Annotated in this window: 28 protein-coding genes and 2 pseudogenes; 12 read left to right on the forward strand and 18 right to left on the reverse strand. The window is 36.8% G+C overall.

Annotation, left to right across the window (positions count from 1 at the left end):
* Window positions 1–27: 27 nt before the first annotated feature.
* Entirely contained in the window at window positions 28–204 is a 177-nt protein-coding gene (locus C568_RS34875) for a hypothetical protein (protein ID WP_003201612.1), read from the reverse strand.
* A pseudogene (locus C568_RS33520) lies at window positions 203–340 on the reverse strand (ThiJ/PfpI family protein); the annotation flags it as partial. The gene C568_RS34875 and the pseudogene C568_RS33520, both read right to left, overlap by 2 nt.
* A gap of 153 nt (window positions 341–493) precedes the next feature.
* Here C568_RS33520 and C568_RS0123065 point away from each other — a divergent pair.
* Window positions 494–877 carry a kinase-associated lipoprotein B gene (locus C568_RS0123065; protein WP_018782839.1) on the forward strand — a complete coding sequence of 128 codons (384 nt, stop codon included), beginning with the start codon at window positions 494–496 and terminating at the stop codon, window positions 875–877.
* A gap of 41 nt (window positions 878–918) precedes the next feature.
* Here C568_RS0123065 and kapD read toward each other — a convergent pair whose 3' ends face one another.
* Complete coding sequence (kapD, locus tag C568_RS0123070; RefSeq protein WP_003201608.1) at window positions 919–1,542, reverse strand: 3'-5' exonuclease KapD; 624 nt, start codon at window positions 1,540–1,542, stop codon at window positions 919–921.
* 277 nt (window positions 1,543–1,819) lie between these two features.
* On the opposite strand from kapD, the gene C568_RS0123075 reads away from it, so the two are divergent.
* On the forward strand, window positions 1,820–3,145 hold the full coding sequence (locus tag C568_RS0123075; RefSeq protein WP_018767497.1) for an ArsB/NhaD family transporter: 1,326 nt from the start codon (window positions 1,820–1,822) through the stop codon (window positions 3,143–3,145).
* Between the two features lie 96 nt (window positions 3,146–3,241).
* On the opposite strand, the gene C568_RS0123080 is transcribed toward C568_RS0123075, so the two are convergent.
* On the reverse strand, window positions 3,242–3,703 hold the full coding sequence (locus tag C568_RS0123080; RefSeq protein WP_003208937.1) for a hypothetical protein: 462 nt from the start codon (window positions 3,701–3,703) through the stop codon (window positions 3,242–3,244).
* Window positions 3,704–3,801: 98 nt separating this feature from the next.
* Between C568_RS0123080 and C568_RS0123085 the strand changes: the two genes are divergently transcribed.
* Both C568_RS0123085 and C568_RS0123095 read left to right on the forward strand, forming a co-directional pair.
* Window positions 3,802–4,494, forward strand: a complete 693-nt coding sequence (locus C568_RS0123085; RefSeq protein WP_018782840.1) for a DNA alkylation repair protein — start codon at window positions 3,802–3,804, stop codon at window positions 4,492–4,494.
* A 640-nt stretch (window positions 4,495–5,134) separates the two neighbouring features.
* Window positions 5,135–6,511, forward strand: coding sequence for a glycine--tRNA ligase (locus C568_RS0123095; RefSeq protein WP_003208934.1), 1,377 nt, complete (start codon window positions 5,135–5,137; stop codon window positions 6,509–6,511).
* 31 nt (window positions 6,512–6,542) lie between these two features.
* Here the strand turns inward: C568_RS0123095 and C568_RS0123100 are convergent, their stop codons facing one another.
* The gene (locus tag C568_RS0123100; RefSeq protein ID WP_006096373.1) at window positions 6,543–6,926 is read right to left on the reverse strand and encodes a hotdog fold thioesterase; all 384 of its coding nucleotides are present in this window, start codon (window positions 6,924–6,926) and stop codon (window positions 6,543–6,545) included.
* A gap of 93 nt (window positions 6,927–7,019) precedes the next feature.
* Here C568_RS0123100 and C568_RS0123105 point away from each other — a divergent pair, with 93 nt between their 5' ends.
* The gene (locus C568_RS0123105) at window positions 7,020–7,763 is read left to right on the forward strand and encodes a DUF3298 and DUF4163 domain-containing protein (RefSeq protein WP_018782842.1); all 744 of its coding nucleotides are present in this window, start codon (window positions 7,020–7,022) and stop codon (window positions 7,761–7,763) included.
* A 50-nt stretch (window positions 7,764–7,813) separates the two neighbouring features.
* The gene (locus C568_RS0123110; protein WP_018782843.1) at window positions 7,814–8,404 is read left to right on the forward strand and encodes a biotin transporter BioY; all 591 of its coding nucleotides are present in this window, start codon (window positions 7,814–7,816) and stop codon (window positions 8,402–8,404) included.
* Window positions 8,405–8,443: 39 nt separating this feature from the next.
* Here the strand turns inward: C568_RS0123110 and galU are convergent, their stop codons facing one another.
* Window positions 8,444–9,331: a UTP--glucose-1-phosphate uridylyltransferase GalU gene (gene galU, locus C568_RS0123115; RefSeq protein ID WP_018782844.1), complete on the reverse strand. Its 888-nt coding sequence runs from the start codon at window positions 9,329–9,331 to the stop codon at window positions 8,444–8,446.
* 191 nt (window positions 9,332–9,522) lie between these two features.
* Window positions 9,523–11,247, reverse strand: coding sequence for a phospho-sugar mutase (locus C568_RS0123125; protein ID WP_018782845.1), 1,725 nt, complete (start codon window positions 11,245–11,247; stop codon window positions 9,523–9,525).
* A 143-nt stretch (window positions 11,248–11,390) separates the two neighbouring features.
* Here C568_RS0123125 and cdaS point away from each other — a divergent pair, with 143 nt between their 5' ends.
* Window positions 11,391–11,996, forward strand: a complete 606-nt coding sequence (cdaS, locus tag C568_RS0123130) for a sporulation-specific diadenylate cyclase CdaS (RefSeq protein WP_018782846.1) — start codon at window positions 11,391–11,393, stop codon at window positions 11,994–11,996.
* A gap of 38 nt (window positions 11,997–12,034) precedes the next feature.
* Here cdaS and C568_RS0123135 read toward each other — a convergent pair whose 3' ends face one another.
* The 5 genes from C568_RS0123135 to C568_RS0123155 all read right to left on the reverse strand — a co-directional run bounded on the left by C568_RS0123135 (window position 12,035) and on the right by C568_RS0123155 (window position 15,578).
* On the reverse strand, window positions 12,035–13,519 hold the full coding sequence (locus C568_RS0123135; protein ID WP_018782847.1) for a leucyl aminopeptidase: 1,485 nt from the start codon (window positions 13,517–13,519) through the stop codon (window positions 12,035–12,037).
* A gap of 75 nt (window positions 13,520–13,594) precedes the next feature.
* Entirely contained in the window at window positions 13,595–13,969 is a 375-nt protein-coding gene (locus C568_RS0123140) for a DUF309 domain-containing protein (RefSeq protein ID WP_018782848.1), read from the reverse strand.
* Window positions 13,970–14,038: 69 nt separating this feature from the next.
* Window positions 14,039–14,665 carry a 3D domain-containing protein gene (locus C568_RS0123145; RefSeq protein ID WP_018767486.1) on the reverse strand — a complete coding sequence of 209 codons (627 nt, stop codon included), beginning with the start codon at window positions 14,663–14,665 and terminating at the stop codon, window positions 14,039–14,041.
* Window positions 14,666–14,750: 85 nt separating this feature from the next.
* Window positions 14,751–15,068 carry a YuiB family protein gene (locus tag C568_RS0123150; RefSeq protein WP_006096380.1) on the reverse strand — a complete coding sequence of 106 codons (318 nt, stop codon included), beginning with the start codon at window positions 15,066–15,068 and terminating at the stop codon, window positions 14,751–14,753.
* A gap of 15 nt (window positions 15,069–15,083) precedes the next feature.
* The gene (locus tag C568_RS0123155) at window positions 15,084–15,578 is read right to left on the reverse strand and encodes an NUDIX domain-containing protein (RefSeq protein ID WP_003201575.1); all 495 of its coding nucleotides are present in this window, start codon (window positions 15,576–15,578) and stop codon (window positions 15,084–15,086) included.
* Window positions 15,579–15,817: 239 nt separating this feature from the next.
* On the opposite strand from C568_RS0123155, the gene C568_RS0123160 reads away from it, so the two are divergent.
* The gene (locus C568_RS0123160; RefSeq protein ID WP_018782849.1) at window positions 15,818–16,252 is read left to right on the forward strand and encodes a DUF5391 family protein; all 435 of its coding nucleotides are present in this window, start codon (window positions 15,818–15,820) and stop codon (window positions 16,250–16,252) included.
* Window positions 16,253–16,343: 91 nt separating this feature from the next.
* Here the strand turns inward: C568_RS0123160 and C568_RS0123165 are convergent, their stop codons facing one another.
* Entirely contained in the window at window positions 16,344–17,552 is a 1,209-nt protein-coding gene (locus tag C568_RS0123165; RefSeq protein ID WP_016132155.1) for an NAD(P)/FAD-dependent oxidoreductase, read from the reverse strand.
* A gap of 468 nt (window positions 17,553–18,020) precedes the next feature.
* Between C568_RS0123165 and C568_RS0123170 the strand changes: the two genes are divergently transcribed.
* The gene (locus C568_RS0123170; protein ID WP_006096381.1) at window positions 18,021–19,010 is read left to right on the forward strand and encodes an NAD(P)/FAD-dependent oxidoreductase; all 990 of its coding nucleotides are present in this window, start codon (window positions 18,021–18,023) and stop codon (window positions 19,008–19,010) included.
* Between the two features lie 113 nt (window positions 19,011–19,123).
* Here the strand turns inward: C568_RS0123170 and C568_RS0123175 are convergent.
* Window positions 19,124–19,390: pseudogene (locus C568_RS0123175) on the reverse strand (SDR family NAD(P)-dependent oxidoreductase); the annotation flags it as partial.
* A 193-nt stretch (window positions 19,391–19,583) separates the two neighbouring features.
* Here C568_RS0123175 and C568_RS0123180 point away from each other — a divergent pair.
* Window positions 19,584–20,063, forward strand: coding sequence for a GyrI-like domain-containing protein (locus C568_RS0123180; RefSeq protein ID WP_003201568.1), 480 nt, complete (start codon window positions 19,584–19,586; stop codon window positions 20,061–20,063).
* A 182-nt stretch (window positions 20,064–20,245) separates the two neighbouring features.
* Complete coding sequence (locus tag C568_RS0123185; RefSeq protein ID WP_006096383.1) at window positions 20,246–21,493, forward strand: MFS transporter; 1,248 nt, start codon at window positions 20,246–20,248, stop codon at window positions 21,491–21,493.
* Between the two features lie 17 nt (window positions 21,494–21,510).
* Here C568_RS0123185 and C568_RS0123190 read toward each other — a convergent pair whose 3' ends face one another.
* From C568_RS0123190 to C568_RS0123205, 4 genes are all read right to left on the reverse strand, one after another.
* Complete coding sequence (locus tag C568_RS0123190; RefSeq protein ID WP_018782850.1) at window positions 21,511–22,389, reverse strand: helix-turn-helix domain-containing protein; 879 nt, start codon at window positions 22,387–22,389, stop codon at window positions 21,511–21,513.
* Between the two features lie 145 nt (window positions 22,390–22,534).
* Entirely contained in the window at window positions 22,535–23,257 is a 723-nt protein-coding gene (locus tag C568_RS0123195) for an N-acetylmuramoyl-L-alanine amidase family protein (protein WP_018782851.1), read from the reverse strand.
* A gap of 350 nt (window positions 23,258–23,607) precedes the next feature.
* Complete coding sequence (locus tag C568_RS36145; protein WP_018782852.1) at window positions 23,608–24,534, reverse strand: N-acetylmuramoyl-L-alanine amidase family protein; 927 nt, start codon at window positions 24,532–24,534, stop codon at window positions 23,608–23,610.
* A gap of 309 nt (window positions 24,535–24,843) precedes the next feature.
* Window positions 24,844–25,029: a hypothetical protein gene (locus C568_RS0123205; RefSeq protein WP_003201556.1), complete on the reverse strand. Its 186-nt coding sequence runs from the start codon at window positions 25,027–25,029 to the stop codon at window positions 24,844–24,846.
* 117 nt (window positions 25,030–25,146) lie between these two features.
* On the opposite strand from C568_RS0123205, the gene C568_RS0123210 reads away from it, so the two are divergent.
* A complete protein-coding gene (locus C568_RS0123210; RefSeq protein ID WP_018782853.1) occupies window positions 25,147–25,599 on the forward strand; it encodes a DUF523 domain-containing protein in 453 nt (150 codons plus the stop codon).
* Window positions 25,600–25,604 lie beyond the last annotated feature (5 nt).

Raw genomic sequence — 25,604 nt, forward strand, 5'->3', positions numbered from 1 at the left:
GCATAGAGGGAAACATACAAAAACGAATTAGTGTTTCTTTTCCGCTAACAGCTTTCGCTCCACTTTCTCCAAACGTTCCGCCTCTCTCTTTGATACGCGAATAAACATGCGCCATGTTGCAATCGCACCGATTATAAATAAAACACAAACAATCCCTGGAATAATATATTCTGTTTTATCTTCTGGAAAATATAAAGGCATCATGAAGATCACTCCTCCCTACAAGTTTAACGTCCCAATTTTTTATTCTTCCAATCGAGTTTACTCTATTCAGTAAATCCCACGGCAAAAATACATCTATACCTGTGAATTCATCGAAGCAAACGATACATACCTTCATCCTTTCAATTCCTCAGAATTTTCTGTTATATCATCTCGAATTATAACATTTCTCTGATCACAAGCACACCTAACTTCTCAAAATCATTCTCCAGCAAATGATTTCTTTGACTCTATTCCCCACTTTCCTTACTATAAAATTGAGGTGAAAAATATGAACGAAACATTCCAAATTGGTGATATCGTTACTGGTATCTATAAAACAGGAAAGTATATCGGTGAAATTACAAACAGCCGTCCTGGAAGTTACGTTGTGAAAGTGTTAGCTGTTTTAAAACATCCAACGCAAGGTGATTTACATAATGTAAAACAAGCGGATGTTCCATTTTTCCATGAAAGACGCGCTTTAGCATTCAGGGAGCAAACAAATATCCCGCAGCAAATGGTGAAAAAATACGATGGCGATATTCCGGATTATAAAGAATCCTTACAATCCGCACTAGAAGCACAAATGAATGCATTCTCAGCAGATGATGGTCCGTTTGCGAGGCGTAGTTTGCAGACACTCCAGCAGTTAAAACAAGATTACAAGCTGTAAAAAAACAAAACGACCAAATTACACAGTTTGTAATTTGGTCGCTATTGTGTACTCACTTTCTTTAACACCTTTGAAAAATCGATGAGTTCACCTAAAGTCGGGGGAGATGGTTTCACTAAATATTCTTTATCCTTTTCAACCAGTTTAAAAATATTATAGGTCGTTATCGCATCATCAAGCGCGCAATGATGCTTTCCTGTTCCTACTTTCCCGTACGCTTCAATCGCTTTCCATAATCCAGTTTGATTCCGTTCGCCAAAGAAACGTTTATACTCGAGTGATAAATCTCGGCATTGCCCCGAAAAAGGAAACTCGGCACCTATGGCCTCACAATTATGCTTCAATACTTTCATATCCATATTACCCCACGTTACAATTGTTGTTTGACAACGTTTTTCATATTGTACAAGTTTCTCGACAAGTTCCAAAAAAGAAATTCCTCCGTCTACCGCTTCCTGATTAATTCCTAAAAATTTTTTACACCGCTCTGTTAAGCATGAAAAAGTTTCCGGTCGTACATACGATGAATACGTATCTTCCACTACACAATCAACAACTGATACGAGTCCTACCTCAATAATTTCTGGAAAAAAACCCTTTGGTTTCTTCCTATTTTGAGGCATCGTGAACTCAAAATCCAAAAATAAAAATTGTTGTCCATCCATACGATCCCTTCCTTATCATTCTGTCTACTTTGTACTCCTACACGAACAGGCTCGAATGCTATTACATAAGATACATTCAGATTGATGTATCTTATGTATATGTCAAATAACCACAAATATTTTTAAAAAGAAGAAAAATTCATTTGTACAGAAAATATGACAAAACAAACCCTTTCATTTACATCCGACATTTTTCTACTTTATAATGGCTTTAAGTGTGTTTCTTCCAGAAATTTATGACACACTAAGAAAAGTTACCCGAAAGGAGATGGAATTTTTGCACGAAACAACGCAAGAAATCGCTAACTGGCAATATTACTTTGCAATCGCAGTCTTTCTAATTACATATGCCATTATCATTTCAGAAAAAATTAACCGTGCTGTTATCGCACTTCTCGGTGCAGCACTTATGGTCATCTTTGGTGTCGTCGACTTGCACAACGCTTTTACAAAACATATTGAATGGGGAACCATCACGCTACTGATCGGTATGATGATATTAGTAAACATCACAAGTAAATCAGGCGTATTCCAATATGTTGCAATTAAAGCCGCTAAACAAGCACAAGGAAATCCAATTAAAATCTTAATTTCTCTTTCTTTGCTTACCGCGCTCGGTTCCGCATTTCTAGATAACGTAACAACTGTACTTCTTGTTGTTCCCGTTACTTTATCTATTACGCGCATTTTACAAGTAAATCCTGTTCCATATTTACTTTCCGAAATTATTTTTTCAAATATTGGGGGAACTGCAACATTAATTGGTGACCCACCAAACATTATGATTGGTTCTGCAAACAAGCATTTAGATTTTAATGCTTTCTTATTCAACTTAGCCCCAATCGTACTAATTATTATCGCTGTTACCGCGACAATGATTTACTTTATGTACCGCAAGCAGTTAATTGCTGACCCTATACAAATTAAAAAACTAATGAGCTTAGACGAAAAACAATACATTAAAGATGCTGTACTAATGAAAAAATCTTTAACTGTACTTGGACTTACAATCCTCGGTTTTATGACTCATTCTATTTTCCACATTGACGCCGCAGTAATCGCATTAACAGGTGCTACTGTACTTATGCTAATCGGTGTAAAAGAGCATGAAATTGAAGAAGTATTCGCTCACGTAGAGTGGATTACAATTTTCTTCTTTGCCGGTCTATTCGTACTCGTTGGTGGACTTATTGATATCGGACTTATCAAAATGTTAGCCCAAAAAGTAATCGGTTTAACAGGCGGAGATGTTTCTTACGCATCCATCCTTATTTTATGGGTATCCGGCATTGCTTCAGCAACAATCGATAACATTCCGTTCGTTGCAACAATGATTCCACTTATTAACGATATGGCAGTCGGTCTTGGTCTATCACCTTCTGATGCACAAATCGATGTATTATGGTGGTCATTAGCATTAGGAGCTTGTCTAGGTGGAAACGGAACATTAATCGGTGCTTCCGCTAACGTAATCGTTGCTGGAATCGCAAGCCGTGAAGGACACCGATTTAGCTACGTGGACTTCCTAAAAGTCGGTTTCCCAATTATGATCGTTTCATTAATTGTTTCTCACATTTATATTTATCTGCGTTACTTAATGTAGGTATAAAAAGCGGAGTGGCTCGCTTAGAATCACTATCCAAAAAAGGCTATCGCTAGATGCGATAGCCTTTTCCCTTTCTATTTTCCATAATAGATCCTAATATTTCGTTGGCTCATTTCGAATCAAAAACAGGTGAATCGGAAGAAAAATAGAACATGTTATCACATGGATGACTGTAAATAATATTGCGTTCGTACCATAACGCTCCAAAATGGCGTATACTAAGTAAATCGACAGAACAAGTACTACAACACTTGCTAAAAGGCTTATGATTGGAATGAAGTTCAAAATAAAACAAGCAACGTATATACCGAATACTTTCCATCCAGCGCCTTCTTTCAAAAAGTCAGGTAACTTCTCCCTTGCCAAATCCCCCCATACTTTACTATTTAAAAATGGAATAAAAGCAAGAATGCCATCTTCAGCACCATCATTTTTTGCCATTGTATAGAGTGCAAATGCAGTTAACAAATACGCAATAAATGCCCAGATTAAAATAATAACAATAGCAACAAAACTAAGAGCAAAAAAACCCGCTAATATACTTTGATCTTCCATCGCTCCCTCTCCTTTCTACTCTCATCGGATTTCTTATATCCATTTCATATCACTTCTTTATATAATATGAACAAAGACCATGAAAGGAGAACAATTTTATGCACCCATTTGTAAAAGCCTTACAGCAACAGTTTATCGCACATCAAAATCCTGAAAAAGCAGAACCAATGGCTCGTTATATGAAAAATCATTTCCCATTTCTCGGTATTCAAACACCGGAAAGAAGAAAGCTATTACGTGAAGTCATACAAGTACATAAACTTCCAGACAAAGAGGACTTTCAAACCGTCATCCTTGGACTTTGGGATTTACCAGAACGCGAATTCCAAGCCGCCGCTCTCGATCTATTACAGAAATATAAAAAGCATCTCGATAAAACTCACATCCCGTTCTTAGAAGAACTCATTATAACGAAATCATGGTGGGATTCCGTTGATGGCATTGTTCCTACCTCCCTAGGAAGCATTTTTTTGAAACATCCAGAAGCCATTCAAACATACATCCCGAAATGGATTGCTTCAGAAAATATATGGTTACAGCGCTCCGCAATCTTATTTCAACTAAAATATAAAGAACAAATGGATGAAAAACTTCTCTTCTCAATCATTGGACAACTCAAATCTTCAAAAGAATTTTTCATCCAAAAAGCAATCGGCTGGGTACTTCGTGAATACGCAAAAACAAGCCCAGATGTTGTATGGGAATATGTTCAAAATCATGAACTTGCTCCTCTAAGCAAACGTGAAGCAATTAAACATATTCGCTCTACTATGAGCACCTCTTCAGATTGAACTACCCCCACCTTCACTTCATTTAGAGGAGGGGGTCTTCTCGGTTAAAATGATAAAGAATAGTAAAATAGGCGAAACTCTATCATATATATCCATCTTGATTTTCCAACATAGCAGTCCCTGCCATGAAAACAAAAGAAACGATGGTCTCATTTTCTCCTTTTGTTTTCACTTGGCATGGGACTAAAAAAGTCACTGTCCGCCTCTAGCCATGGGCGGACGCTCTCTCCCATCTAAAAAAGAAAGGTTTTCTATCCTTTTTTCAATTTGTATTTATACAGATACAATCGTTCCTCTATTGTGATTTAAAAAGGAACATGATAGAATATGGTCATTATTATAAAATATAGTAGCGATGACGGACTTATAAGTACTTGCACAAAAAGCGATTCAGGGATAGTGAAAGCCTGAAAAAGCGAGGAAACGGCAGTCTCGAGCAATACGTGATAAAGTGGTTGTGTGTTTACGCACACATCAACTAGGGTGGAACCGCGGGTATACAAGCTCGTCCCTAGGCAAAAATGCCTAGAGACGAGCTTTTTTGTATTTCAAGGTGCAAGCGGCTTGCTCGAGAAATTGCCATTCAACAAGTACATCCAGTCATCGCCAATACGTTAACTTTTAAAAGGAGGATTTTATTATGTATTCAATGGAACAAGTTGTAAACTTAGCGAAGCATCGCGGTTTTGTTTTCCCTGGTTCTGAAATTTATGGTGGTCTTGCAAACACTTGGGATTACGGTCCACTTGGTATCGAATTAAAAAATAACGTTAAAAAAGCTTGGTGGAAAAAATTCATTCAAGAATCTCCATACAACGTTGGTTTAGACGCAGCGATTTTAATGAACCCAAAAACTTGGGTAGCTTCTGGTCATGTTGGTAACTTTAACGATCCAATGATTGACTGTAAAAAATGTAAAGCGCGTCACCGTGCTGATAAATTAATTGAAGATGCTTTAGATGCAAAAGGCATCGAAATGATCGTTGATGGTCTTACTTTCGATCAAATGGCTGGATTAATGAAAGAACATGAAGTAAAATGCCCAGATTGCGGTAGCGAAGACTTCACTGAAATCCGTCAGTTCAACTTAATGTTTAAAACATTCCAAGGTGTTACAGAATCTAGCACAAACGAAATCTTCCTTCGCCCTGAAACAGCACAAGGTATTTTCGTAAACTTCAAAAACGTACAACGCTCTATGCGTAAAAAACTTCCATTTGGTATTGGCCAAATCGGTAAAAGTTTCCGTAACGAAATTACACCTGGTAACTTCACATTCCGTACACGTGAATTCGAACAAATGGAGCTTGAATTCTTCTGTAAACCTGGTGAAGATTTAGAGTGGTTCACATTCTGGCGTAACACTTGTAAAAACTGGTTACTATCACTTGGTATGCACGAAGAAAGCATGCGTCTTCGTGACCACGGTGAGGATGAGTTATCTCACTACAGTAACGCAACAACAGATATCGAATTTAAATTCCCATTCGGCTGGGGCGAACTTTGGGGCGTTGCATCTCGTACAGACTTCGACTTAAAACGTCACATGGAACATTCTAACGAGGACTTTAACTATATCGATCCACAAACGAACGAACGTTACGTACCATACTGCATCGAGCCATCTCTTGGCGCAGACCGCGTAACATTAGCATTCTTATGTGATGCATACGAAGAGGAACAATTAGAAAACGACTCTCGTACAGTTCTTCGTTTCCACCCTGCTTTAGCACCATACAAAGCAGCAATCTTACCACTATCTAAAAAGCTATCTGAAGGCGCTGGGGAAGTGTTCGCAGAACTAGCAAAAGACTTCGTGGTAGACTTTGACGAAACTGGTTCTATCGGTAAACGTTACCGTCGTCAAGACGAAATCGGTACACCATTCTGTATCACTTATGACTTCGACTCAGTTGAAGACAAAGCAGTTACAGTACGTGACCGTGACACAATGGAGCAAGTTCGTATGCCAATTAGCGAACTAAAAGGCTTCTTAGAGAAGAAAATCCAGTTCTAATGATAGAAAGGCTGCCTCTGGGCAGCCTCTTTTATTGCTCACGCTTCTCTTTAATTGCAACTGTACATCTTGAAATGCAAAGTAAATCATCATTTTCATCAATGATGCGCACATCCCAAACCATTGTTGTTTGTCCTTTATGAATCGGCGTACCGATTGCTGTTACGATTCCATCGCGTTTCGCGCGAATATGATTCGCATTTATTTCAAGACCAAAACAAATACACTTTTCTTGATCAATTAAATTATAGGAGCCTACGCTCGCTACAGTTTCTGCTAATGCAACTGATGCGCCACCATGTAAAAAACCAAATGGTTGATGTGTGCGTCCATCTACTGGCATAGTTGCTACTACTTTTTCTTCTGTCATTTCTAACAGCTCAATCCCAAGTGCATCCATTAATGTTTTCGACATACTACTTCCTCCTTTTTCTTGTTTAAAAATGTATAATTTTCCCTATTTATTTTCAAACTACCTATAGCACTTATATAAGGAGGTTCTATCTACATGAAAAACAAATTCTATATTCTATTACTCTTAGTCTCCTTGCTCATTATTGTACCAAATTATACGAATGCAGCCCACCCTTCTAACCTGACAATCGATATTAAGCATGTCACACAAAAAGGTAAGAAACCTTATCTTGAATATCAAATTAGCAGACCTTATTTTAGTAATTTTTACGATACAAAATTTCAAAAAAAGTTGAATACATACTATAAAACAACTACTGATCGTTTTAAAACAACATTAGCGAAAGAAGCAAAAAAATATTATACAGAGGCTCAGGAATCAAATGCTCCTTTTCATCCATATGTTGCAAATGTTGACTATAAAGTAACATTGCAAAAATTCCCCTTACTCAGTCTCTATGTAAATTATTATCAGTATACAGGCGGAGCACACGGACTATATACATGGAAGGCGAATACATTTGATTTAAATGAAAAAAGATTACTTAATTTGGACGACTTATTTCAAAAAGGCAGTACGTATCAAGATATCATCCGCACAGAAATCGTTAGACAAATTAAGCAAAATGAAAGTATCTATTTTCCAGATGCAACTGAAAAAGTCATGAGTACAAAGAAATTTAACTATTATTTGGAACCCGATCATCTTGTCATCTATTTCTCATTATATGAAATAGCTCCTTACTCAAGCGGTATTCCACAATTTCGCATTCCATACACTTTACTTAGAGAAGCACTAAAGCCTAACTACCAAAACATTTTAATTGACAACGGATAAATGGATTCGCTACTATATTGTTAACCAAATAACAACTGGAGGTTAACAATATGAGACAATTACGTGCTTTAGATTTAGCACTAGCTGCCATGTTTGTTGCGCTCATGGCGATTGGTGCGAATATCGTATCCTGGGCACCGTTTTTACAAGTGGCTGGTATTCCACTTTCCATGCAACCATTTTTCGCAATTTTAGCAGGTCTTCTTCTTGGAAGCAGACTTGGGGCCTTATCTATGACTGTTTATATGCTTGTTGGTATTGCAGGAGCACCAATTTTCGCGCAGTTCAAAGCTGGATTTGGCGCACTTTTAGATCCTACTGGTGGTTTTATTATCGCATTCATTATCGTTGCTTACGTATCAGGAAAACTAGTAGAACAAAGAGAAAAACCACAATTCAGTACCTTTGCAATCGCGTCTTTTACAGGAATTATTTTAACCTATATCATTGGTACTACTTATATGTATGCAGCTGTAAACTTCTGGATAGGCGGAAATATGAGTTACAAAGCGGCTTGGACAATTATGATGTGGTTCGCGGTTAAAGATATGATCTTTACAATTATCGGTGCTATCATCTCACCTCGCATATATTACGCTGTACGTCGTTCTGCTTATCAGCATTCTCATTCGAGACTATAATAACGAAAAAGGAGCTACTTGAAGTAGCTCCTTTTTGTATTAAGACTCTTGTTTCATTTGTTTTTCTAAAATTTCCTTCATCATAACAAGCATGTCATCTCTTAATTCTTCATGCTGAAGTGCCATTTCAATTGTCGTTTGAACAAAGCCTAATTTTTCTCCAACATCGTAACGCTTTCCTTCAAAGTCATAAGCAAATACACGTTGAATTTCATTTAAACTTTGGATTGCATCTGTTAATTGAATTTCACCACCTGCACCAACATTCTGGTTTTCTAAGAACATAAAGATTTCAGGTGTTAAGATGTAGCGTCCCATAATCGCTAAGTTTGAAGGCGCTGTACCTTGCGCTGGCTTCTCAACAAACTTTCGAACTTGATAACGACGACCTTCTTGTTCTAGTGGATCAATAATTCCATAACGATGTGTTTCTGCTTCTGGAACTGTTTGCACACCAATAACAGAAGAAAGTGTTTTATCATATTCGTCAATTAATTGACGTAAACATGGTTTTTCAGCTTGAACAATATCATCACCTAATAAAACAGCGAATGGTTCATCACCAATAAACTTACGTGCACACCAAACCGCATGCCCTAATCCTTTTGGCTCTTTTTGACGGATATAATGAATATCAACCATTTTAGAAGAAGCTTGTACTTTTTCAAGTAACTCATATTTTTTCTTCTCTAATAAGTTTTGTTCTAATTCGAACGCATTATCGAAATGATCTTCAATAGAGCGCTTTCCTTTACCAGTAACGATAATAATATCTTCAATTCCAGATGCCACAGCTTCTTCTACAATGTATTGAATCGTTGGCTTATCTACAATTGGAAGCATTTCTTTCGGCATCGCTTTTGTTGCCGGTAAAAAACGCGTTCCTAATCCCGCAGCGGGAATAATCGCTTTTCTCACTTTTTTCATAACAAATACCCTCTTTTCTGTTCTAATCGTCCAGTACCTTTTCTTAATGTATGGTGTAATTCTCTATTTTCTATAAAGTGAACCTTTCATCCACCTTCAGCAAGCGAATTTTTTCCATATGCAAGAAAAGAGGAGGCCGTTCTACGTTCTCCTCTTTCTTCCTCCATTAATGGAAGTAACACTCTATCTCATTATAAACGATTCATGATATCTTCTTTAATAGCAAGTAACTTTTGTTCACTATTTTGTAAGGAATCATCTTTCACACCAAAATAAAACTTGATTTTTGGCTCTGTTCCAGATGGACGTAGGCAGAACCAAGAACCATCCGCTAATTGATATTTTAACACATTTGATTTCGGTAAGTGAATTTCTTCCTTATTTCCATCTATTAGTGATGTAATGATGCTTGCTTTATAATCTTCTACAGAATTCACTGTTAAGCCAGCCACTTCTCTTGGTGGATTTTCACGGAATGATGCCATCATCTCTTGAATTTTCTCTGCACCATCTTTTCCTTTTAGCGTTAACGATACAAGGTCTTCACGGAAGAAACCGTATTTCGCAAACACTTCTAATAAACCATTGTATAACGTTTTGCCTTGTGATTTATAATATGCTGCAACTTCACATGCAAATAAAACAGATTGTACTGCATCTTTATCACGGCAGAATGGACGAATTAAATAACCATAACTTTCTTCATAGCCAAATTGAAATTCATATTGTCCACTTTCTTCATACTGCTTAATCTTCTCACCGATAAATTTAAATCCAGTTAATGTATCTACTGTATCTAAGCCATACGCTTTCGCAATTGTACGACCAATTTCAGAAGTTACGATTGTTTTTAACACAACACCGTTTTCTGGAAGTGTACCGTTTTGTTTCTTTTGTGATAATAAGTAATCAAGCATTAACGCACCCGTTTGGTTTCCTGTTAACACTTGATACTCACCAGCGTGATTACGAACAGCTACGCCAAGACGATCTGCATCTGGATCTGTTGCGATTAGCACATCCGCTCCCACTTTTTCTCCGTCACGAATCGCAAGTTCAAACGCTGCGTGCTCTTCTGGGTTTGGTGATTTTACTGTTGAAAAGTTTGGATCTGGTAACTCCTGTTCTTTTACGACTGTTACGTCTGTAAATCCAACTGCTTCTAAACCACGACGCGCTGGAATATTGGATGTTCCATGTAGTGGTGTAAAGACGATTTTTAAATCTTTTCCAACTTCTTGTACCATTTCTTTATTGATGATGACTGTTTTTAACTGTTCTAAATATGCATCATCTACTTCTTGTCCAATGATATGTAATAAGCCATCCGCTTTCAATTGTTCCACATCAGCAACTTCTACTGTTAATTCATCTTCTACTTCATTTACGTAGCTAATTAATTCGTCTGCTTCTTTCGGAGGCAATTGTCCACCATCTTCTCCATATACTTTATAACCGTTATATTCAGGTGGATTATGACTTGCCGTAAGAACGATTCCACTTACTGTATGTAAATAACGCACTGCGAAAGAAAGTACTGGCGTTGGGCGTAAACTTTCAAATACATATGTTGTAATGCCATGCGCACCAAGGGTAGCTGCTACTTCCATTGCAAATTCAGGTGATTTATGACGAGAATCATACGCGACAACAACGCCACGTTTCTTCGCTTCTTCACCTAATTTTTCAATAAAGTGCGCCAATCCTTTTGTTGCTTTTCGAACTGTATATACGTTTAAACGGTTCGTACCAGCACCAAGTTCTCCGCGCATACCACCTGTACCGAATTCTAAGTTTTTATAGAAGCTATCTTCTATTTTCTTTTCATCCTGCTTCATATTTTCTAGCTGTTCTTTTAGTTCTGCATCTAAGTTTACATAGGAAAGCCAGCGACTATATTCTTGTTTCCAATCCATTTTCTTATCTCCTCTCGCATATCATAACTACATTATATGAAAAAAACGACAAGTATCTCAATATATTTTAAAATATAGCAGGATTTTACTATTGTGATTTGCACACACTAATGCTATATAATTCAAACAAAAAGGTGAGAAAAATGGAAGAATGGGGATTATCAGACGAGTTAAAAATAAAAACGAAACAAATGATTGAGGTTGTAGAAGCGGAATTACGGAGCATGAAACAAACGGTTGAACAAGACGGTGAGTGCATTTTATGTAAAATGGAAGAAATTCATCATCTACTAAGCAATGTTCAAACCCTAGCAGCTTCTTATTATTTAAAGGCATATTTATCACCATTTACATCAGGTTATGCTCCCCTTACAACAGCAATTCATCATTTAGGTGATAGGAAACATGGTGCGTTAATTGTTGTAGAAAGAAATGATTCACTTGATTCCCTTATTCAAACTGGAACAAGACTTGAAGCTTATTTAACCGTTCCACTACTGGAATCTATCTTTTATCCAGGAAATCCTCTTCATGACGGAGCTATTCTCATTAGAAGTAATCATATTGTTTCAGCAGCGAACATTCTCCCTCTAACAAAAAATATAGAGATTGATTCAAAACTTGGAACACGCCACCGAGCTGCAATAGGTTTATCTGAAAAAAGCGATGCACTCATATTAGTTGTCTCTGAAGAAACAGGCCGCACATCTTTTGCGTTAAACGGAACGTTATATACCATTTCTTTATAAGAAAAGGCAGCGTAATCCGCTGCCTTTTCAAAAACCTCTTATTCTTCTCCAAAACGGTCAACCAGTGTTGCAAGTGTACGAACCATTGCACCTGTTGCTCCTGCTGGCCCCAAATCATGTGCACTCGTTGTATCAGAAGTTCCAGCGATATCTAAATGTACCCATGGCGTTTCTTCTGCAAACTCACCAAGGAATGTTCCCGCCATTACCGCATGACCTTCACGGCCTGGTGAGTTATTTAAATCTGCGAATTTACTGTTACGAACACGCTCTTTATCGCGCTCGAAAATCGGTAATTGCCAAATCGGCTCATCTGTTTCCATCGATGCTTCTAGCACTTGTTCAAACAATGTTTCATTGTTTGTCATTGCACCCGTTGTATGGTTTCCAAGCGCTACAATGACACCGCCTGTTAACGTTGCAATATCAACAAGATAGTTTGCACCAAGTTTCTTCGCATACGTAATACCATCAGCTAATGCTAGACGGCCTTCTGCATCTGTATTTAATACTTCAATTGTTTTACCGCTCATAGATGTAATCACATCATCTGGCTTAAATGCTGTACCGCTCACAACATTATCTGTTGATGGGATAACAGCAACTACGTTTTGTTCTGGGCGAAGTTCTCCGATAATTTCCATTGCCCCAAGAACAGCTGCAGCGCCGCCCATATCACCTTTCATGCCAACCATACCTTCACGTGGTTTTAAAGAGTAGCCCCCTGTATCATATGTAATCCCTTTTCCTACAAATCCGATAACATCCGTCCACTCTTCTTTTCCTTTATAAATAAGAGCAATCATTTTTGGTGGCTCTGTAGAACCTTGGTTTACTGCAAGTAATGCACCCATACCAAGCTCTTCCATCTCTTCTTTCTCAAGTACTTTATAATCCATATCATATTTCTCAGCTAATTCAACTGCATACTCTGCAAGTTTTGTTGCTGTTAATACGTTTGGCGGCATATTTACAAGTGTACGAGCTGAATTTGTCGCACGTCCATGCACATACCCTACTGTTAATGCAGCTTCGATTTCTTTTGCATCTTCTGCTGTAATAACCGTAAAGTTTTCTAACTCTACACTTTCTTTTTTGTCCGTTTTATATGTTTGTAAATCATATGTACCAAGGCAAGATACTTCATTGGCAATATGCGCAACATCAATTGCGTCTAACTTATCAGTTACGAAAGAATCAAGTAAAATTGCTGCATCTTTTACTTTGTCAGCTTTTAATGTTTTAAATGCTTTACTAAGTGAAGTACGTAATGTTTCTGTTGAGTATGCTTCTTTTTTGCCAAGACCGACAAAATAGTAGCGTTTTACATTTGTTTTTCCTAAGCTATGTAGTTTGGAAATGGATTTTTTCTTTGCACTAAGCTCTTTCTCTTCTAATAAAACTTGTAATTGTCCTTCAAATGCTTTGTCCAATTCTTGTACAAAGCTGCTCGTTTTCTCTTCTTCAAATAAAGCAACGATTACTGCTTCATGGCTTGCTAATTCTTTTTGTACTTGAAACATGTTCAGCCCCCCTAGATTTCTCTATTGTCATTATAACTGCATTTTCCCTAAAATGCGATAATTCTAACTTCTCTTTCACTTCATATATAGAATGTGCTCCGGTAATGACGGTAAATTATGTATTTGTTCATATGGGACTTTCTCTACCTTTTCAGGTATGATTTTCCGGCAACTTTGAATAAATACCACGACTTCGTTCACATCTAAATTCCAATACAAAGGGCAGTACGGCCTCAAATATTGCTCCGCCACTTCCAACATAAGCCGCGCTCCTTTTACATTTCCATAGCTGTAATGATACTGAGCAACTACCATCTGTAATAAGCCTTTTAAAAATAAATTGCTCCGCTCTTCTAGCCACATTTCTTCGAGTAAATCATGGCACGTATAATAATCTCCTTCATTATATTTCACGAAAAACTCATAATACGCCAAAGGATAGTCTTCCACTTCCGCACCTCGTTTTTCTTATATTGTGAATGAGGACAAATAAAAAAGTCTAGTGTCAATCTCACTAGACTATTTCTGTTTCAAATATTGACCGCGGAATACTTGCAGCGTTTCATCTTGATTGAGCATCGTTAACTGTTCTTCTGTTAACTTACCGTTCCCCATTTTCACTACATATACATTTACTTTTTTCTTGCCCCACTCACTATATACATCCTGAACAGTTTCATAATATAAATCGAGTCTATTTCCTTTTATGGCTCCGCCTTTATCTGCTACCACACCATATCCATAGCCTGGTACAAAAAGAATGGTCCCAATCGGAAACACACGTAAGTCAGCTGCGATTGTAGAATATATATCCCTTTTTGCCTTCACACCTGAATATGTAATGCCATACTCCGGATGCCCAGGTCTTTTACCGGTTGATTCTATCCCTGACGTATAACCAGTTGCTGTCATTTCCATTACACGATATTTAGACCAGTCTTTTCCCTGTTCTAAAGCATTTATCACTTCTTTACTTGGAACAACTTGTTGCCCTCTTTCTGCTGCATGTACTTCTTTTACATTGCCTTCTTGATATGTTTTTACAACCTCTAGTAGAGAGACTCCTGTGAACGCTTGCCATGTCACACATAATGCTGCTACAAGTAAACAAGTCATCATAATGCGAATACCATATCGTTTTAACATTTTAATATTCCACACTCCTTCATCGTTAGTCATTCCCCATATGATGTAGAAATATGCAAAAAAATAATCCCCAGAAAACTGGAGATTAAAACATTTGATACCCGCTTTGACGTAGCTTCTTTATCACAACACCAGACAAAATTGCCCCGATTAATCCAGTTGATAAAATAAAAAGATCGGCTTGTCCAAGATGCGAGACACTTGTTCCAAATGAAGAAAATGTTTCTTTCGGTTTTGAAAAGTAATCCCAGACACCTGCTTTATTAATGATCAGTATACAAACAATCGGATAAATGATAACCATCACCCAAGTAGCACGTAAAATCATATTGAGTAAAAATCCAATTCCAAAAAATAAAATAAAAAACAGCATCATTGAAATTAGTAATACTGGAATACTCATGTTTCCCCACTCCTTCTATTTCTTATCCCCTGCCGTAAATACATGATAAGATGTATATCCAAATTGATCTCCTGGATTTAATGTTGCATCCATCTCAAGAAGCTGTGCCGTATTCCCTTCTAATAAATATCGAACTAATATAGAAGTATTTTGATCGTCTGCAATATCGTTAGGATTTAAAAACGCTACTTCAAACAGCTCATCCTCTTGAACAATAACTTTTTCTCCTTCTGGTTCCAGTAGAAAAATAATCATATTATCACTAATCTCATCACGTATGACACCAGAACGAATGCCAATCACTCCTTTTACATGTGCAACAATACCTGTCTCTTCTAAAATTTCACGCTTAACAGCTTGGTCAATTGTTTCGCCCTCATTTACGAAACCAGCGGGCAATGACCATTTCCCTTTTAAGCCTCCGTATTTTTTCTTAACGAAGAGCCAGCGACCATCTTTTGTGGCTACAAGTCCACTTACAGCTAGCCAAACATTCCCACGCTTCCCCATGATGTAAAACTCCTTTCAGCTGAAACAACAGAATATTCATTCTTTTCTATGTATTATACTATATTTTTCAGTAAGAATAATATAATCTTCCTTATTCCTTATGGAGTTAACTCATTTTCCATATATTTGATATAATGAGAATATAGGGTGTTCTTTGTAAAAAACACCTTGAATTTCTTCAAAGTTCTTCTTTGGATGCTGCTCCGCAAATAATCATTGAGAAAGGAGTGTGAAAAATTATGAGAAATCAATCAAAGAAATCCGGTATTGTATTCGTAACCTTAGTTTCTGCATTACTCTTCTGCTCTGTATTAGTCTCAGCTTCCCTTTCTCCACTCTCAGATTTAGGATCTAATGCAAATAAATTTAACTCTTTAGGGATGTGGACATCAATCGGCGAGATTTTAGTATTTTATGTCGTACCTCTACTTCTTTATATAGCAGGAATAAAGGCAATGAGATTCATCATGGCAGTTCTTTGCGGTATGGGACTATTCATAAATCTTGTGATACTTGCATCCGTATTTATTATAATGCGCGTAAATGACTATAGCCTTTCTTCCGTCTTAGGAGTCATCATTTTTTGCTCGGCGGTATCACTCACAAATATAATTTGGTTTTTTGTTGCTTTTCGATCAAACAAAATGTCCACTTATACACTGAATGTTCGCTGAAACAGAACTTTAAGAAAAACTTGTATTACATGAAAAAAGCAGAAACGACTCATAGCCGTTTCTGCTTTTTTCTACTATTTGTATTTATATATTAAAAGAACTTCAATTTGCCTTTTTTAAGAACTAATAAAGGTCCACCAAGTAAGAATAAGTAACGGTTGTCGATTACTTTCTTCATGAAGGAAGCTTTCCATCCCGTTAACTTTTTACCCATAACAACGCCCATTGCATCGTCATGTCCTAATGAACATACAGATCCTTTGTTATCGAACACGAATTTTTTCATTTCACCTTTACCGCGAATTAACACGGATAAGTTATGTGCGATGTTGTAACCTTGTTGAATTGCAATTTGTGCTGTTGGAGGATATGGACGGTTAATCTCTTCATTAATAATTAACGCTGCGTCACCAACCATGAATACATCTTCATGGCCTGGAGCGTGCATATACTCATCAACTTTAATACGTCCGCGCATTGCTTCAAAACCAGACTCTTCCACAATACCATTACCACGAACACCCGCAGCCCAAACAACCGTTTCAGATTTAAGTAATTCTACGTCGTCACCGTTCGCAACTAGAATACCTTCTTCAGTTGCTTCTTTAATTGCCGTGCCGATACGGAATTCTACACCTTTTTTCTCTAACTGTTTTACAGCGTACTCAACTAATTCTGGATCGAAGCCAGGAAGTGCCGACGGAGCAGCTTCCACACAGATAATACGTGCTTTTTCACGTGGAACATCATACTCTTTGCAAAGTTCAGGAATACGGTTTGCAAGCTCACCTACATACTCGATACCTGTAAATCCTGCACCACCAACAACGATTGTCACTAACTCATCGCGCTTTTCAGTCGCATATTGAGAGAACTTGTATTCCATATGATCACGAATTTGGCGAGTGGCATTAATGTTAGTAATAGAGAATGCATGCTCTTTCAGTCCTTTAATGCCAAATGTTTCAGACTCGAACCCAAGACCAATTACTAAATAATCATACTCTAACTCAGCATTTTTTAAGATAACGCGTTTTTCAGCTGCTTTAATTTCTACAACTGTATCTTGTACAAAGTTTACTTTATTTGTATCAATAACGTCTTGAATGTCGAGACGGATTTTATCATGATGTAATGTGCCAGCTGCACTTTCATGTAACCAAGTTGCTTGGTAGTGATAGCTGTTGTTGTTTACTAACGTAATTTCAGCTTCACTTACAGATAATGTTTTTTGTAGACGAACAGTCGTAATCATCCCACCATAACCTGCACCCAAAACTACGATTTTTGGAGTTTTCACTAAATCACAACCCTTTTCTTTATATAATAGTAAATAAGCATAAGACCAAAGTATTAAACACTTATTTTGTCAAGAATGTGGAATTCCTCACATTCTTAACCATAACAAAACGTGTTCAAAAAATCTTACGAAATTTGTCATAAAAAATTAACATAATACTTTCCTATATTAGTCGGTTTTATTTCAGAATTCAAGCACCTAGAGAATTATCAATATTTTAAAATAACATAGCGTTTTCAAGGGTTTTTCAGCCTTTTTTTCATGTATTTTCCTACTTGGTATATTTTATACATTTCCATCCTATCTATGCACAAGCTTACATATAATTCAGTCATTTCTTGCAGTATTCTAAACTGAAATATGGTATCATTTTTATTGTAAAGTGCAATCTTATTTGCAGGATTTCCGTATACATATGAACAATATATGGAATCAATATCGAAATTCCATCTATAGGGGGAATAAATAGTGACAGAAATTCAAAAAGTTTACGACATAACGATTATCGGTGGAGGTCCAACAGGATTATTCACAGCGTTTTATGGCGGAATGAGACAGGCAAGTGTAAAAATTATTGAAAGCTTACCGCAGCTTGGAGGACAATTATCCGCACTATACCCTGAAAAATATATTTATGACGTAGCGGGATTCCCGAAAGTACGCGCGCAAGAACTTGTTGATAATTTAAAAGAACAAATGAAAAAGTTTGAACCGACTGTTTGCTTAGAAGAAGCAGTTGATACACTTGAAAAGCTAGCTGATGGCGTATTTAAGCTTGTAACAAATAAAGGAACACACTATTCTAAATCTGTCATTATTACAGCTGGTAATGGTGCCTTCCAACCACGCCGATTAGAACTAGATAGTGTAGAGAAATTTGAAAAGAAAAACTTACACTACTTCGTTGATGATATGAATAAATTCGCTGGAAAACGCGTCGTTGTATTTGGCGGCGGTGACTCTGCAGTGGACTGGACAATGATGCTAGAGCCAATCGCTGAACAAGTAACAATCGTTCATCGCCGTGATAAATTCCGTGCTCATGAGCACAGCGTAGAAAACTTAACGAACTCTCGTGCAGACGTAAAAACACCTTATGTTCCAGTTGAATTAATTGGTGAAGACAAGATTGAACAAGTTGTTCTGCAACATGTAAAAACAGAAGAAAAAGTTGTTATTGACGTTGATGATGTCATCGTAAACTACGGCTTCGTCTCTTCTCTTGGTCCAATTAAAAACTGGGGCCTAGACATTCAAAAGAACAGCATCGTTGTAAACTCTAAAATGGAAACGAACATCCCTGGTATTTACGCAGCTGGTGACATTTGTACATATGAAGGAAAAGTAAAGCTGATTGCATGTGGCTTCGGTGAAGCACCAACAGCAGTAAACAATGCAAAAGCTTACTTCGATCCAAATGCAAAACTACAACCAATGCATAGCTCTAGTATGTTTTAATCCATAAGTATGATAGCAAAGCCGCAATTTCTAAAGCAGAAATTGCGGCTTCTTTATTCTATAGATAAAAACCTCATTAGGTGAATTTTATTACGCTAAGATACTTTATAATTTTAAAGCGTCTGTCTATTATCAATTGTATATATTTGTCCTGTAATAGATTCCTGAGTCAATTGAAACAAGACTGCTTCTGCACTATCTTCTGGTGTTGAAATTCTGTTAAGCGGCAAGGTTCCCGCAAGTTGGTACATCTTATCTTCATTACCTGACCACCATCTCGTATGAACTGCACCAGGAGCAATACTGTTTACTCTAATGTCAGGTACCAATGCAATAGCGAGCGATTTTGTCATCGTATGAATGGCGGACTTTGTTGCTGCAACATTTCTTCCAAATTATTGAACTACCCACACCTCCCTCTACACGAGCTTTGAAGTGGGGGATTCTCCTTTTTCTGCCCTAGCAAAAAAAGTTCCCCTCGATAAACAAATCTCCCTCTTCCCTTCATCTGTATAATTATGGTACAATCAAATAAGAACATTTGTTCTTATTTGAAAAGGGGGAGTATAAAACATGAGTCAACCAAAGATTATTAAAAAAGAAGCTTTCCAAGCGATTGGCATCTCCGCTACAACAAAAAATGAAATTGAAATGTCCACTGAAGGAAAGATCCCCAAGCTATGGACCGACTACTGCCAAGGTCAAATAACAGATCAAATTCCTAACAAAAGGAAGCAAAGCGAAACACTAGCATTGTATTCAAACTATGAGTCCGATGAAACTGGAGCCTATACATATACAATCGGTATGCCAGTCTCTTCATTAGACACAATCCCTGAAAATATGACATCTCTCACAATACCTGCTCAGACATATGCGGTATTTACGACTCGCAAAGGCCCAGTATCAGAGGTCATCGTAGAAACATGGCAAGACATTTGGAAGTGGTCGAAAGAAAACAAACGTGCTTTCACAACAGACTTTGAATTGTATGATGAACGAGCGATGGATCCAAATAATGTGCAAGTTGATATCTATATTGCATTAGCCTAAACCATATAATAAGAAGGTGCTTTCGCATCTTTTTATTTTTTTGCCTTAAAAAATCCACTGGGCAAATGTGCTATTATTGTCTACAATGAAAAAGTGCAGTATAGAAATATTAGAAACTGTATAAAACGAGTGTTAACAGGATTTTATATCCACTCAAAATTGTTACATAGAAAGGAAGCAATATGGAGGAACTACAACAAAACAAATCTGCTCCAACAGAAGGCGGGACACCTTTACTACAAAATACAAACTTCCTATTTCTTTGGGCAGCTACTCTATTTTCAAGCTTTGCTTTAGCTTTTTTTACCTTTTCCCAAACATGGTACATAGCGAAAACATTAAATCTCGAAGCTTCACTAGGTGTTGTCTTTGTTGCACTTAGCGTCCCAAGACTTATCTTTATGATTGTCGGCGGAGCTGTCGCAGATAAATTTCCGAAAAAAAATATTATGTTTTACTCAAATATCATTCGTGCACTTCTTGTCGCAACAATTCTAATCTGGTTTATCGTTGGTCATGTAACGTTATATACGTTTGCTTTGTTTGCTTTGTTTTTCGGATTAGCGGACGCCTTCTTTTGGTCAGCAGACGGTTCCATTCTCCCTGAACTTGTAGAAAAACATCGTTTAACACAGGCGAATTCACTTACCCAAATGACGAACCAAGCATCCGTAATTTTAGGACCTGTACTCGGTGGCATTCTCATCAAGTTTAGTAACTATGAGACCATTTTTACTATTACTATTCTGCTTCTCATTATTGCTGCTATACTCGTCCAAAAAATCCAATTTACATTGCAAGAAAAAACGGATACAGACAAAGGAATGTTTACCTCTATTAAAGAAGGCATTTTGTACGTAAAGGAATCGCCTTTTCTTTCAACATTTCTTATCTGTAGCGCCTTTCTAAATCTATTTTTAATCGGGCCAATGCAAGTTGGCTTCCCGTTATTTATCAAAAATGTACTGCATGGTGACTCGCTTCAATTTAGTTATTTAGAAGCAGCTGTTGGAGGCGGAATGGCAATTGGTGCTGTCATTGTTGGCCTTAAAAACATTAATCGTAGACGCGGCTTGTTTTGCATCATTATGATGCTGTTATCTGGCGTTTTCTTCTTATCCATTAACTTCAGCATAGCACTTTGGCAAGCATTATTAGCAGGCGCATTTTACGGCATTACAATTGCCATGGCTATCGTTCCGTTAATGGCGATGATTCAATCTACTGTCAAAGAAGAAATGATGGGGCGCGTCATGAGCTTGCTGATGCTATCATCTATGGGCTTCATCCCGCTTTCCTATGCATTCACATCACTCGCACTTGCAGCTGGTATTCCGATTGTGACGATTATGAAAAGCGGCGCAATCGCAGTGATTGTCTTTGTATTATTTGTTGCGATTCGCGTTCCTGTTGTAAGAAAATTCGATTAATCAAGGGGAGTCATGTATCATACGCATGACTCTTTTTTGAATGGATCAAATAAGGTCACCTTCCTGCTCCTTCTTATAGCCGCCCCCCATTCTAATCCAACATCTAAAAATAGAGCTCGCATCGTACTATACAAAAGTGCTCTAACATCTTTACGAATCTTACCACATTTATACGCTCTTACCACACTTTTCGTACGACAGATAAGTTGCGTACAAGTCTCCTCATCCGTAATCAATTGCTCAAAAAACACCCCTTGTTCTAATAAACCACTCTTTTTATAAGCAAGTTCCACCTTACTCCAAAGCACATTAATCGTTTGTGGATTTCTCGACATTGGAACAATTGCATCTACAAATGCAATTGGAATATCATGACGACAATATGTTTCATCAAGTTCATACGTTTCTCTTTTCTTTTGTACTTGAGAAAAGTTTTTAAAAAGAATAGTTTCCTCCTTCTCTGACACCTCTTCCTTCTTACGCCCCTCTACATGTAGGCTCTTTTCACATGCGGTCATTTTCATACGGTCATCCATACGGTCAACAGCTGCTTTACGAAATACATATAAGTTCGCACTATATCCCCCGCGCTTATATCTTTCTTTCGTAGGAATCCGCTCAATAATCCCGAGTTCCTCCAGTTTGGCAACAGAGCGACGCACCGTACGAATACTTTTTCCTATTTTGGTCGCAATTGTTGCCATTAACGGACAAGCAACTCCAACTGTTTTTTGCTTTTCATTAATCGCATATCTCCCTAAAAAACGAATTACTAAAAAGTCCGTTTTATTTATGTTTGCTTGATAACAGATTAAAATTTGCTGCTGGTATGTATTAAACTCTTCTTTACTTTGAAATTCGCTATATGTTTTCATTAAATGATAGAAAGTTCCCATTTTTATCACCCCATATATAAATAGGTGCGATAAAGCAGAATGGGCAATTTTTTTAATTTAATGATTTAAAAGCGTAAAACATAAAAACAGGTCGCATTACATCATGCGACCTGTCTTCCTTATCAATCCCGCTTACTATCTATCATCAACCAATCCAAACACCATTATTATTAAATTTGTAATATTTACCATCAATCCATCTTGTTCCCGTTACCATCGTACCAAAAGAATCAAGGTAGTACCAGCTTCCATCAAGCTTTAACCAGCCTTCGTGTTCAGATCCATTGCTGTTAAAGTAGTGCCAGTAATTACTGATTTTTTGCCATCCTGTTTGCATTGCCCCACCGTTATCAAAGTAGTAATACGTATTGTTTATAAAACGTTTTCCTGTTTCCATTATTCCGTATGGTCCAAGGTAATACCATTTCTCTCCAGTTAATAACCAATCTGTTTGTCTTGCTCCATTATTATTAAAGAAATACCAAGATCCTTTAATTTGCACCCAACCTGTGTGCATTGCTCCCGTGCTTTCATTGAGATAGTAATATGTATATTTCTTGGTTTTTTTATCTTGTATTGGCATCCACCCGGTTTGCATAATTCCAAAAGGGCTAAAGTAGTACCATTTTCCTCCAGTTGATAACCAACCTGTTACCTTCCTACCATTTTTATCATAGTAATACCAGTTTCCATTTTGTTTTACCCATCCTTTAGCTTGGCTAGCCTTACTTACACTTGCAACTTTAGGAGTAGCAGTAGAATTTTGAATCGTCTTGTTTTCTTCTGCATGAGCAATAGCTGGAATTAATAGTGCAGTAGAAAGTACAGAAGTAGCAATCATCTTTTTCATTTTATTTCCCTTTTTCATTCTCTTTCCCCTTTTCAAAAAATAGATAATTTATACTATTTTATCAATTTCATCAAACAAATTAAATGTTTTTTTACAATATATATACAAATAAATTGTACGATAACTATAGAATTAGTAGCAGCGACGCCATGATAGCATGATAGCATGATAGAAAATATAAAAGCATACAAGTTTATATTTACAATGATTGCACGACATAGATTGTTATAAGATGAAACTTCCATATCATATAAATGTCATCCTTAAGGTGACATTTTCATTGACAGAATCTTTTTTTAGCAAAATAAAACAGGTCGCATTACATCATGCGACCTGTCTTGCTTATCAATAAGGACTATTTCTTACAATTAACCAACCCAAACACCGTTATTATTGAAATGGTACCATTTGTTATTAATAAATACCCAGCCTGTTCTCATATCACCAAAAGAAGCATCGAGGTAGTACCAGCTTCCACCAAGTTTTAACCAACCTCTGTATTCTGATCCATTTTGGTTAAAGTAGTACCAGTAATTGCCCCATTTTTGCCAACCGGTTTGCATAGCACCAGTGTTATCGAAGTGGTAATATACGTTGTTTATAGAAACTCTTCCAGTTTTCATTTCTCCGAAGGATGAGTCAAGGTAATACCATTTTCCACCAGTAGATAGCCAGCCTGTTTGTTTTACTCCATTATTATTGAAGAAATACCAAGATCCATTAATTTGCGCCCAACCTGTTTTCATAGCACCAGTGTTTGTATCAAGATAGTAATACGTATATTTTCCTGTTTTGTTATCTTTGAATGAAGTCCAGCCTGTCTCCATAATTCCGTAACCGCCAAGATAATACCATTTTCCTCCAGTGGATAGCCAGCCTGTTTGTTTTACTCCATTATTATTGAAGAAATACCAAGATCCATTTACTTTCGTCCAACCTGTGTGCATTGCTCCCGTACTTTCATTGAGATAGTAATATGTATATTTCCCTGTTTTTTTATCTTGAATGGAAACCCAGCCTGTTTGCATAATTCCATAAGAGCTAAAGTAGTACCATTTACCACCAATAGATGACCAACCTGTTACCTTTTTTCCATTTTTATAGTAGTACCATTTACCCTGTTGTTTTACCCATCCTTTTGCTTGAGTAGCCTTACTTACACTTGCAACTTTAGGAGTAGCAGTAGAATTTTGAATCGTCTTGTTTTCTTCTGCATGAGCAATAGCTGGAATTAATAGTGCAGTAGAAAGTACAGAAGTAGCAATCATCTTTTTCATTTTATTTCCCTTTTTCATTCTCTTTCCCCTTTTCAAAAAATAGATAGTTTATACTATTTTACCAATTTTATCAAACAAATTAAATGTTTTTTTGTAATATTTGTACAAACAAATTACTAGATGTTTATGAGCTATAGATTGTTATAAACAAATTACTAGAGAATTTTTTAAATTATGCAAGTTTGATAACGCTCTAAAATTCGCTATATGTTGTCATGAAATAATAGAAATCTCTCCTTTTTGATAACTTGAAAGCATAAAAAATAAAGCAGGTCGTATTTAATCCCACGACCTGCTTTACTTATCGATAAAGACTATTACTTATAATTAACCAATCCAAACACCGTTATCATTAAAATAGTACCAGTTGTTATCAATAAATTTTTGACCTGTTACCATTTCTCCATAAGAGTCAAGGTAATACCATTTACCACCATTGGATAGCCAACCTGTTTGTTTTACCCCGTTATTATTTAAGAAATATATTACATTCTTCTTTACTTTGAAATTCACTATATGTTTTCATTAAATGATATAAAGTTTCTATTCTTATCATCCCGCATATCAACAAGAGAACAACAGTAAAATTAGAAATTATTTCATAATCTTTAATGAACTGAGGTAAAAAACATGATTGTAATTAGTGCTTGCTTAGCTGGTATTGCTTGTCGTTACGATGGAAATGACAATCTCATTGCAAAAATTGAAGAGCTATTACAAAAAGAAGAAGCTGTTCTTGTTTGTCCAGAGGTATTAGGAGGCTTACCTACACCTCGTCCATCAGCAGAAATTATCGGAGGCAATGGTGATGATGTACTAGATGGTAAAGCAAAGGTAATGGACAACGAAGGTAATGATGTAACAACAGCTTTCGTACACGGAGCTTATAAAGCTTTGAAAGAAATACAAGATTTAAATCCAGAATACATCATTTTAAAAGAACGAAGTCCTTCTTGCGGAAGTTCTACCATTTATACAGGAGAATTCAACGAAAAAAAACGAGATGGATATGGTGTAACAACTGCTTTATTTCGCAGACATGGATTTACAGTAATTTCAGAAGAAGACTTTGCAAGCAAATAAAAGAG

Source organism: Bacillus sp. 95MFCvi2.1 (genome assembly GCF_000374965.1).
Lineage (GTDB): Bacteria > Bacillota > Bacilli > Bacillales > Bacillaceae_G > Bacillus_A > Bacillus_A pseudomycoides.